We start from the raw sequence: 9,594 nt of genomic DNA, 5'->3' as shown, positions 1-9,594 counted from the left end.
TTTTAATAAATTTTCCAGACCGCCTTGTTTGTATTGAAAGAGCCAGCGATGAATTGTTGCCTCACCTTTACCTAAAACTGCTGCTACTTCTCGCACAGTTGATACTTGTTTTGATTGGAATAAATAAAGCATTTGTACTTTATTGTAGGCAAGGATTCTTGTTTGTTTCTTAAGAATCATTTGCAAATATTCTACAGATTCGGTAATTTTTATGTTAGGGCGACCAGACATTTTTATTGGCTCCTTTACTTCTTACATAAGTCTATCATATCTTTAGAAAAATGGTATAAGTCCGATGTCCGTCGGAAGTTCGGCAACCGATTATGTAACGGATGTAATGGATGTAAGTCCGATGTCCGTCGCAAGAAGCAAGAAGGCTATAACGGCGAAGCCGATCGGGTGAAAAGAAGGAAGAAGGAAGAAGTCCGAGGGAAGAAAGAGAATTTTTCCTGCTACTCTCCCCCACTCCTACTCCCGTGACAGGTGTAGGTTTTGCCTTGCGAAACCCTACAAACAAGCGACAGTGCAAGGGTTTTATGCTTTGGGATTCCTAAAATTTCAAACTCTTATGGGATAAGGCTTTTACCAAAAAACCTACATCTGTCAGCTCCTCCTCTGTGTCCCTCTGTCCCTCTAGATTCTCCCCCTCTCCCTCCGCACCGGCTTCTCTGGCGAGCAATTTCCCAGGAAGGTTGGGGCTTGTCCTCAGTGTTGCAAAATCCCGACAGAGATTTAAGCGCTGGACTGAAGCCTGTGAAAATGCCGCGAGTCTGGCAGTTTAAGCTTGTGGACTGGTGGTGGCATACTTTTCTAGGATATATTCATAAAAACCCCAAATTGTCAAGTAAATGTTTGCTATACAGGCGGGAATCCTCAAACCATAACCGTTTCGGGTTGGTGTTAAAATGAAAAACCAGCACTAATTGTAATAATTCTGGTAGAATATTCATATCTTGGATCCAAGAATAACAATCTGGGTCTAGGTAAAAAACTTTTCATGTGACAAGTGGGGCGGGACGTGTTCCTCACTATAAAACGCAGTAGAGGGAAACAATTGGAGTACCTTGAATGAAGTTCTAGATATCCTTAACCGGACTCTGAAGCCCACACCATAACCTTCGGGTTGGTGTGGGAGCGTCACTGAATTATTGACGGCATTCCTAATCTCCATGCTGCGAATTATTACTCAGTGGGTTGAGGCGCAAGCTGAACTGCGACGAATCTGCGATCGCACCCATGACGAACTTATTGTTCATAAAGAAGCCACCGTGCGGGAGGTGCTGCAAGCTGTAAGGCGTAGAGGCGATTTGGCCCTGCTGCACTACACTGCTGAATTCGATCGCATGACTCTAAATGTGGAAGATTTGCGGGTGAGCGGCGCCGAATTGGATGCTGCTTACCAACAGGTGTCGAAAGAATTATTAAATGCGATCCGGTTGGCTTGCAAACAGGTAGAGGCGTTTCACCGACAGCGCGTACCCAAGTCTTGGGTGCAGTTTGGTGATGACGAAATTGTTTTGGGCAAGCGCTACACACCGGTCGATCGCGCGGGAATTTACATTCCTGGCGGTCAAGCGTCCTATCCTAGCTCGGTAATCATGAATGCGGTACCTGCAAAGGTCGCCAAGGTTCCGAGAGTGGTGATGTGTACTCCCCCCGGACAGGAGAAGAAAATGAATCCTGCGGTGCTTGTAGCAGCTCAGGAAGCGGGAGTTGATGAGATTTATCGAGTGGGCGGGGCACAGGCGATCGCAGCTTTGGCCTACGGTACGGAAAGTATTTCCAAGGTGGATTTAATCACCGGGCCGGGAAATATTTACGTGACGCTAGCGAAAAAACTGGTTTACGGAACTGTGGGAATCGATTCTCTGGCGGGGCCGTCGGAGGTACTGATTATTGCTGATAGTTCGGCGAATCCTGTACACGTAGCTGCGGATATGTTGGCGCAAGCCGAACACGATTCGATGGCGTCGGCGATTTTGCTGACGGCGGATTCGGTGCTGGCGAGAAAGGTGGTGGCTGAGGTAGAGAGACAGTTGACAAATCACCCGCGCCGGACTTTGACGGAAAAGGCGATCGTTAATTACGGTTTAGTGGTAGTGGTTGATTCTCTCAAAGCGGCGGCGGAACTGTCTAACGAGTTTGCGCCGGAACACTTGGAATTGCAAGTGGCAGAGCCCTGGGATTTGCTCGACCAAATTCGGCACGCTGGGGCGATTTTCTTGGGTTTATCTACACCGGAAGCTGTGGGTGATTATTTGGCGGGCCCCAATCATACTTTGCCGACTTCTGGGGCGGCGCGCTATGCTTCGCCGTTGGGGGTGGAAACTTTTATGAAGCATTCGAGTTTGATTGAATATTCGCCGACGGCGCTGAAGAAGGTTAGTAAGGCGATTGATGTGTTGGCCAAAGCTGAGGGTTTACCTTCTCATGCTGATTCGGTGCGGTTGCGGACTGAGAATGAGGGAAAGAGTGAATTTTAGATGGTAGAGTTGAGGTTGGCGATCGGGATTTACGCAATTCGGGCTTAAGAAACCCGGTTTCTTCCAATATCTTGCTTAAATGACGCAATTATGTTAAGAAACCGGGTTTCTGTGTTGATGATGATGTGGCCCGGTAGCGCGAAGTTGTGGAAAGTAGCCGATAATTAACGCGAAGTTTAAAGTCTAATATCTGAGATTTATAAGGTGCATTATATTGAATACTATTTTGGTGGCGATCGACAGTTCGGAGTTTGCAGTACAGGTTTTGCAAGCTGTGGAGCTATTTAAGCTAAAACCGACGACTAAGGTGATTTTAGTTCATGTGGTGACTTCTGGTATTTCGGATTTTGATGCGGCGGTCGATCGACCTCACGCTCAGGGAAATGAGATTGCTTACCGAGAAGTGGAGAAGTTACTGCAATCTTATCAGCAAAAGTTGCCTTGTCAGAGCGAGTTAGAGATTGTTTCGGGGGAACCGGCCGAGGAGATTTTGCGTTTGGCGAATATTTATAAAGCGGATTTAATTGCGATCGGCTGTCGGGGTTTGACTGGTGTCAAGCGAATTTTGGCAGGTTCGGTGAGTGCTGAGGTTGTGGCTGAGGCTCCTTGTTCGGTGCTGGTGGTTCGGGCTAGCTAGCGGCGGTAAATCAAAGAGTCGATCGCGTTTACCTCAACCAACATACTTATTTCACTAATAGATTGCGAGATGAATTTTCGGAAAATATATCTAGTTAGTTAGAGATAAATGTTTTGAAGTTGCCTAATTGGCGATCGTTGATTGAAACAGAAGTCGGTTATACCAATTTCATAAAATGCCGCTACAAATACGAGCTCTGCCGAACGAAGTTCGATGTCTGAAATAGATTTACTAACTGTAGCAATATTTTATGAAATTGGTATAAAAAATTGGGAATTTTGCCTAGTTTAGTAGAAAGTCTATTTCCTACTTCCCCTTTCCCTTACCCTTCCCCAAAAACTCCCGCAGCCGCAACAAACTAGCGGTTTGTCCCAAATTCAGCGGCAGCAGCGACACTCCCTCCAACCGAGACTGCACCCAACCGTCACCCCAATACCACTCGTGAAACCCGTCAATTCCCTCACTCAACAACAGCCGCAGACAGTTTGACTCAGCAATGTCCACATAGTGCTGCACCGCTACCGGGCCAATCCAACTCGTGAAAGTCAATTCGCGATCGATCATTTCCGGTAAACCCTTAGAAAACTGCTGAGGCCACAGCCACTGCTGCAACTGCACAGGACGCAGCAAACTGTCCCGAATCGCGGTTTCCGAAGCTTCAACCTCAATCCGCAGTTGACTTTGTTGAAAATTACCTAGCATAGCAATTTGAAATTTTATATAGGAGCTTTACTTAACTTCAATGTAACGTAATTGCACGAACTTCGATCGACAATGGCGATCGCACCCTCTGAAAATTCCCTACATTATAGTAAAAAAAAATTACCTATTTGGAGAGCGGTTGGCGAATAAAACGAGAAACAACTGCCACAATCCGCGCCGCCACAATCGAGCCCAGAACAATCCGCGCCGCCACAATCGAGCCCAGAAAAACATTCCGAGATTCCACAATCTAGCCATTCAAGATACTCTAGCCCTTCAATACAGTTTTCACACTCAGAGCTTCTGCCAGGAGTTTCCCCCTGAGATTTTGGTCGATCGGATTTTGGTTCATCGTTACCCTCGAAATTGGAGGCTTCACTGCCAGATTCACTGCTAAACCGGGCTTTCAAGATTTGATTTGCCCGCTTGCAAGCCGCAAACCGACGGCGTGACGCTTTTATCGCCCCAAAGCAGCCCAATTTGGCGATCGCGCCCTTGATATACGGAGAGCAAGACTCCCCCCCGTACAGCACTCGGTGAGCACAAGAAAAGCCTTTTCTCGGTGATATGTGTTTCTGGTATCCGCTAATAGAAGCTACAGCTAATTGTCCGAGGGCTGCATCAAAGATAGGCGTTTGCATTGGTTTCCCATACGTTAGATATTCCCTTCCTGCTAAAAACTACAACCAACAGCTCAACAATTCCCCGCGCCCCATCCCTCGCGCGATGCCTATTTTCGTATCCAATTGTTAAGCTCTGTTTCATTTCATTTAAATCTCCCGTCCTTACCCCACAGCCAAGAAACTCCGTGATACCATCACATCTGACTGAGTAAATACTTATAGAAAAAAACTGGAGAGAAAGCTTTGACACTACGGGTTGCAGTTGTGGGCTCAGGCCCTGCGGGTTCTTCCGCCGCCGAAACATTGGTAAAAGCAGGAATCGAAACTTATTTATTCGAGCGCAAATTAGACAACGCAAAACCCTGCGGTGGGGCGATTCCCCTGTGCATGGTCAGCGAATTTGACTTGCCACAAAGTATTATTGACCGTCAAGTCAGAAAAATGAAAATGATTTCCCCCTCCAACGTAGAGGTGGACATCAATATCGAAAATGCCGACGAATACATCGGTATGTGCCGCCGGGAAGTGCTCGACGGCTTCATGCGCGATCGCGCTGCTTCCTTGGGTGCCAAACTAATTAACGGCACAGTCCACACCTTAGAGATTCCTGGGAACAACACCGACCCCTACATTCTCCACTACGCCGACCACTCCAACGGCACCGCTGTGGGAACTCAGAAAACCCTGAAAGTGGATTTGGTAATCGGGGCTGACGGCGCTAACTCCCGCGTAGCCAAGGCGATTGATGCAGGCGACTATAATTATGCGATCGCCTTCCAAGAGCGCATCCGCCTCCCAGAAGATAAAATGGCTTACTACGAAGGCTTAGCCGAAATGTACGTCGGCGACGACGTTTCCACCGACTTCTACGCTTGGGTGTTCCCCAAATACGACCACGTAGCCGTCGGTACCGGCACGATGAAAGTCAATCAAGCCAGCATCAAAAAACTGCAAGCCGGCATCCGCGCCCGCGCTGCCAAAAAACTCCTCGGCGGTGAAATCATTAAAGTGGAAGCCCACCCCATCCCGGAACATCCGCGTCCCCGCCGGGTTGTCGGCCGAGTTGCTCTCGTCGGCGACGCTGCAGGTTACGTTACCAAGTCTTCGGGCGAAGGTATTTACTTTGCTGCGAAGTCTGGCCGGATGTGCGCCGAAACGATTGTGGAGATTTCTCAGCAGGGCACGCGGATTCCTACCGAACAGGAAATCAAGCTTTATCTGAAGCGTTGGGATAAGGCCTACGGAATTACTTACAAAGTGCTTGACATTTTGCAGCGCGTGTTCTACCGTTCCGATGCTACTCGCGAAGCTTTTGTGGAAATGTGTGCCGATCGCGACGTGCAGAAACTCACATTCGATAGCTACTTGTATAAGACAGTAGTACCGGCCAATCCTTTCATCCAAATGAAGATCACCGCCAAAACCATTGGTAGCTTGTTGCGTGGCAATGCTTTAGCGCCTTAACTGTTAAAGCACTTTGTATAAAAAAAGCGGGCAGTCACAAAACTGCTCGCTTTTTTTATGGTTCAGATAACGAACCGCGAAGGCGCTAAGGGCGCGAAGGAAGGGGAAGAAGAAGAATTTTTAGTTCAAGTTCAACTGCACTAAGGTATCGGGGGCGAGGAAGTGGGAAATGTGATAAGCTCGCTCTTCTGTTTTTAGCAGGATTTTTTCGTAGAGGTAGCGCGTAGCTCGATCGCCCAAACTTTCTGCTTGTCCTGCTTGACGGCGCAGCAAACCTATGATAGCTTGTTCGGCAGTCAAATCATGTTCCAGCATTTGGCGGCACGAATACACGCCGTCGGCTTCCGGCTCGAAACAGCACAACTCAGCTAATTTGCTAAAACTAGCCGCTGGTATGCCGCCCAACCCGTTCAACCGTTCGCCCAACTCGTGGACGCTATCTTGAGCATCTCCGTAGCTTTCTTCAAAGAATTTGTGCAAGGAGTAGAATTCTGCCCCTTCCACCACAAAATGATGTTTTTGATATTGCAGGTATAAAGCCTGGAAACTGGCCAGCAGCGCGTTCATCCCTTCACAAATCGGTGCTGTGACGGAATGTTCCAGTAGAACTGGATTTTCAGCTATGTGGCCAAACGGTCTCAATGCACTCTGAGTCTCAGCCATGTGTGTTCTCCTCTCAATAGGCAGTTTTGTTGCCAATAGATTCAGTGTAGCACCCTAAATTTACCAGTCAAGCAGAGTCTGCCTCGATAGTGGAAGACTTTGTATAGTAAAAAAAAAATTTCAAAATCTATTGAGAATAATTTGCAGTTGCGCTATCCTGTAAAAAGATGCTCGTTCTGAATGCTTCCTGAAAAGGGGGTCGATCGAGAGCAAAAATTAATGCAAATCATTATTGTTGCAAAAAAAATGAACCCAGCAGATCCAGAATTAGAAGTTTGTGACATCGTGCAAGTCAGTTGGCTAGACAGATGGCAAGTTTACCAACGCTTGCAAGAACTAGAAATTCCCTGCTGGTGCGGAGTTGACCAGCCTTTGCGGGCAAAAATTAGCACCGCCAAACAAGCTGCTCAACTCGCAAGCGTTTTGAGGCAATTGAGCGCTCCACGGCGCGAACTGGTGAAGTTGCTGGAGTGCTGCTGGCAAATCGGGTAAAGCTCAAAGGAAGAAGAAAGACGTCTGAGGGAAGAAGTAAAAACAATAATGATGCGATTTAACGCATAAATACATTCACTAACGACGCTTTTTGTCAAGTTCGATAATTTTCACTGAACAGTCAATCAAGGAGTTATAACAATGTATAAATCTGGCAAGCAAGTTTCCGAGTTCAACTTAGAGGGAGAAATCCTCAGCCTAGTTATTGAAGATGGCTGCAAACTTAAATATTTGCGGATTAGTACCGCTCGCAAAGTAGAATACCTCGTGAAACTTCGCAAGGAATTGCGGTCATTTTTAGCGCCTGTTTTGACACCTGGATTGAGAGTGAAAGTTGTAGGCGAGCAAGAACTTAATTTAAAAAACGGTAAAATAAAACTGAAAGCTCGCAGTCTGACGCTGGCTGGGGGAAACAAAGATAGATTGCCCGACCAGCAGGACTTTACGAGTGTGCCTGGTGAGATTGTGACATCAGACGATCGCGCGATCCTTTTCAAGGGCTTCGCCAACGGCAAAACCGAAGTCAGCCCTCCAGAAGCAGATCGAACTGTAAAAGCTCGGGCAAAAACTCAAACCAAAATATTAGTATGTCAAAAATCTGACTGCCAAAAACGCGGTGCCGCAACAGTCTGTAAAGCTTTAGAAAATGCTTTGAATTCGCGGGGTTTAGGAGAAGAAGTGACAGTTCAGGGTACGGGATGTCTCAAACAGTGCAAAGCTGGCCCAAATATAGTTGTGATGCCAGATAAAACTCGCTACAGTCGCATTGCACCAGCAGAGGTTGCAGCAATTATTGACAAACATTTTGCAGTTGCTAAAGCTTAGCCGATCGGGCACAACGGGAGAGGGAGACTGGGAGAATTTGGCTGCTGACTGACGATCGATTATTAATAATTGATGACTGGGGGCTTTTTTTTGGATAATCTATAAGGATAGACTGTTTCAAAGACCCTGTGACTATTGGGATAAAAAGCTATGTCAGAAGCTGATCTTCGAGCTAATCAGCATCAACCGTACCCTGCTGTTCAATCGGATGCCGAACCATTGCAGTCAAATTTGGCCGCTGCTGGGGGTTTTGATCCGATCGCCCCCCCTGCGACAAATACTCCTGCGGTTCCCCAACAGCCAGAAGAAGACTGGCAAACATTAGATTTTCCCAACGCGCTCAGCGTAGATGCCATTCCCACAACAGCAGAAACAAAAAATTTGCAATCTCTGACACAGCCTCCCGAAGCGGGAACACCGCCGATTTCAGAGAACCTCAAAAATCTGCTCGGTAATGCCGAACAGCGTCAGGCCAAAGGATCGACCCCAGTAACCCTGATGCAAGCGCTGCACGAATGCAACCGCGACCTTTTGCAGCGCATCGCCCAGCTAGAAACAGCGCTCGAAGAGTCCCAAAAAAACTGGCAGCATCGCGAAGCCTTGCTAGAAAAGCAGACTGCTGAACTCGAAAACACTCAAGAACAATTGACGCGGCTGTTTGGGAAAGTGGAAGTTTCCCATCAAACCCTCCAGAGTCAAGAAATTTTAGTGGAGAGTTTAAGAAATAAGTTAGCAAGCAGCCAAACCAGGCTAGCGATTGTGGAGCGAGAATGTGCGTCTACCGTGCAGCGCTACAACGAACAGTTTCATCAGCTAGTAGCCACAGAAAATGTTTGCCGAGAATTACGATCGCGCTTGCACCGCCAGCAGCGCCACACTTTGCAATTCAAAGCAGCCTTGGAAAGAAGTTTGGAGATGCCGCAGAAGCCGCCGACTTACGAGCCGCCTGACAGTGGGGACGATTTGGCGCACAAGCAATTAGAATCGTTGCTGGCGACGGTCAAAAACTCTCAAGTTCCGCTGCCGCCAGCCTTTAACGCTTCTCCTGTCAAACCTTGGTCAGAGCCCGAAGAGCATCCAGATGCAGTGGCTGTTGAAGAGGCGATCGACACTGAACCCACGGCCAATCAGGAACTCAACAAGTTAGCCCAAGTATCCGGCCTTCAATTGCAGGAGAGCGAAACCTACCGGACTCAGGAGACTGTAACTGAGTCGGAGGTGGCGGTGGAGGAACCGGAATTACCGATAACTGAGTCTGAACCAGAAATTGCTGCTGTCAAATCGGGCAGCGAAGAATTGGCCAGGGCGGTTCAAATTTTGAATTCTGTGGAAACCTTTGGTATTCAAGAAGGGCGATCGAGTGAAGCCACGCCTACAGCAATCGCGCAACCAGACTGGCTGACTTTGATTGCTAGTCCGCTGCGGGCTGCTAAAAAACGTCGATCGCTAGCTGAAATTGAATTGCCGAGTTTTCGATAGTTAATTGACTGCGGTAATATCAATTCCGGTTGCACTCTTCATGATGTTAACTGTTAACTGTTGACTGTTGACTGTTGACTGTTAACTGTTACTTGTTAACTGTTGACTGTTAGCTGTTAATTTACTATTCCGATGCTGACGGATTTGATATATAGTCATTTCAAATAAGTATGAGACTATTTAAAAATGAGGTAAAATGAATAAAAATAGTGAAGCTGCTAGGAAA

Annotated in this window: 10 protein-coding genes; 6 read left to right on the top strand and 4 right to left on the bottom strand. The window is 47.4% G+C overall.

The genetic code is table 11. The annotated features are described in order from the left end of the window. Positions 1-231 (bottom strand): helix-turn-helix domain-containing protein (locus tag QUA97_RS27380; RefSeq protein ID WP_333197412.1); only part of this gene is annotated, 231 nt, incomplete at its 3' end. A 938-nt stretch (positions 232-1,169) separates the two neighbouring features. On the opposite strand from QUA97_RS27380, the gene hisD reads away from it, so the two are divergent. Further along, positions 1,170-2,483 carry a histidinol dehydrogenase gene (hisD, locus tag QUA97_RS27375; RefSeq protein WP_194070825.1) on the top strand — a complete coding sequence of 438 codons (1,314 nt, stop codon included), beginning with the start codon at positions 1,170-1,172 and terminating at the stop codon, positions 2,481-2,483. A gap of 214 nt (positions 2,484-2,697) precedes the next feature. Continuing rightward, entirely contained in the window at positions 2,698-3,120 is a 423-nt protein-coding gene (locus tag QUA97_RS27370; protein ID WP_228050341.1) for a universal stress protein, read from the top strand. A gap of 306 nt (positions 3,121-3,426) precedes the next feature. On the opposite strand, the gene QUA97_RS27365 is transcribed toward QUA97_RS27370, so the two are convergent. Further along, positions 3,427-3,822, bottom strand: coding sequence for a hypothetical protein (locus QUA97_RS27365; RefSeq protein WP_194070823.1), 396 nt, complete (start codon positions 3,820-3,822; stop codon positions 3,427-3,429). A 104-nt stretch (positions 3,823-3,926) separates the two neighbouring features. Next, a complete protein-coding gene (gene yidD, locus QUA97_RS27360; RefSeq protein ID WP_194070822.1) occupies positions 3,927-4,463 on the bottom strand; it encodes a membrane protein insertion efficiency factor YidD in 537 nt (178 codons plus the stop codon). Positions 4,464-4,688: 225 nt separating this feature from the next. Here yidD and chlP point away from each other — a divergent pair, with 225 nt between their 5' ends. Then, complete coding sequence (gene chlP / locus QUA97_RS27355) at positions 4,689-5,909, top strand: geranylgeranyl reductase (RefSeq protein ID WP_194070821.1); 1,221 nt, start codon at positions 4,689-4,691, stop codon at positions 5,907-5,909. Positions 5,910-6,029: 120 nt separating this feature from the next. Here the strand turns inward: chlP and QUA97_RS27350 are convergent, their stop codons facing one another. After that, a complete protein-coding gene (locus tag QUA97_RS27350; protein WP_194070820.1) occupies positions 6,030-6,572 on the bottom strand; it encodes a Dps family protein in 543 nt (180 codons plus the stop codon). Positions 6,573-6,791: 219 nt separating this feature from the next. On the opposite strand from QUA97_RS27350, the gene QUA97_RS27345 reads away from it, so the two are divergent. The 3 genes from QUA97_RS27345 (at position 6,792) to QUA97_RS27335 (ending at position 9,368) form a co-directional block, all read left to right on the top strand. After that, the gene (locus QUA97_RS27345) at positions 6,792-7,064 is read left to right on the top strand and encodes an Asr1405/Asl0597 family protein (RefSeq protein ID WP_333197407.1); all 273 of its coding nucleotides are present in this window, start codon (positions 6,792-6,794) and stop codon (positions 7,062-7,064) included. Positions 7,065-7,205: 141 nt separating this feature from the next. Next, positions 7,206-7,889, top strand: coding sequence for a (2Fe-2S) ferredoxin domain-containing protein (locus QUA97_RS27340; protein ID WP_194070819.1), 684 nt, complete (start codon positions 7,206-7,208; stop codon positions 7,887-7,889). A 150-nt stretch (positions 7,890-8,039) separates the two neighbouring features. Next, positions 8,040-9,368 (top strand): hypothetical protein, encoded by a 1,329-nt coding sequence (locus QUA97_RS27335; RefSeq protein WP_194070818.1) that lies wholly within the window; start codon positions 8,040-8,042, stop codon positions 9,366-9,368. Positions 9,369-9,594 lie beyond the last annotated feature (226 nt).

It is taken from the genome of Microcoleus sp. CZ3-B2, from assembly GCF_036705055.1.
In the GTDB taxonomy this organism is placed as follows: domain Bacteria; phylum Cyanobacteriota; class Cyanobacteriia; order Cyanobacteriales; family Microcoleaceae; genus Microcoleus.
The sequence above is the reverse complement of the archived record's forward strand: the minus strand, read 5'-3'. Positions and strand labels throughout refer to the sequence as shown.

Bases quoted from the DNA above. Each gene is read 5' to 3' on its own strand.
- hisD (WP_194070825.1), top strand. From the start codon at position 1,170: ATGCTGCGAATTATTACTCAGTGGGTTGAGGCGCAAGCTGAACTGCGA.
- QUA97_RS27365 (WP_194070823.1), bottom strand. From the start codon at position 3,822: ATGCTAGGTAATTTTCAACAAAGTCAACTGCGGATTGAGGTTGAAGCT.
- yidD (WP_194070822.1), bottom strand. From the start codon at position 4,463: ATGCAAACGCCTATCTTTGATGCAGCCCTCGGACAATTAGCTGTAGCT.
- QUA97_RS27350 (WP_194070820.1), bottom strand. From the start codon at position 6,572: ATGGCTGAGACTCAGAGTGCATTGAGACCGTTTGGCCACATAGCTGAA.
- QUA97_RS27345 (WP_333197407.1), top strand. From the start codon at position 6,792: ATGCAAATCATTATTGTTGCAAAAAAAATGAACCCAGCAGATCCAGAA.
- QUA97_RS27340 (WP_194070819.1), top strand. From the start codon at position 7,206: ATGTATAAATCTGGCAAGCAAGTTTCCGAGTTCAACTTAGAGGGAGAA.
- QUA97_RS27335 (WP_194070818.1), top strand. From the start codon at position 8,040: ATGTCAGAAGCTGATCTTCGAGCTAATCAGCATCAACCGTACCCTGCT.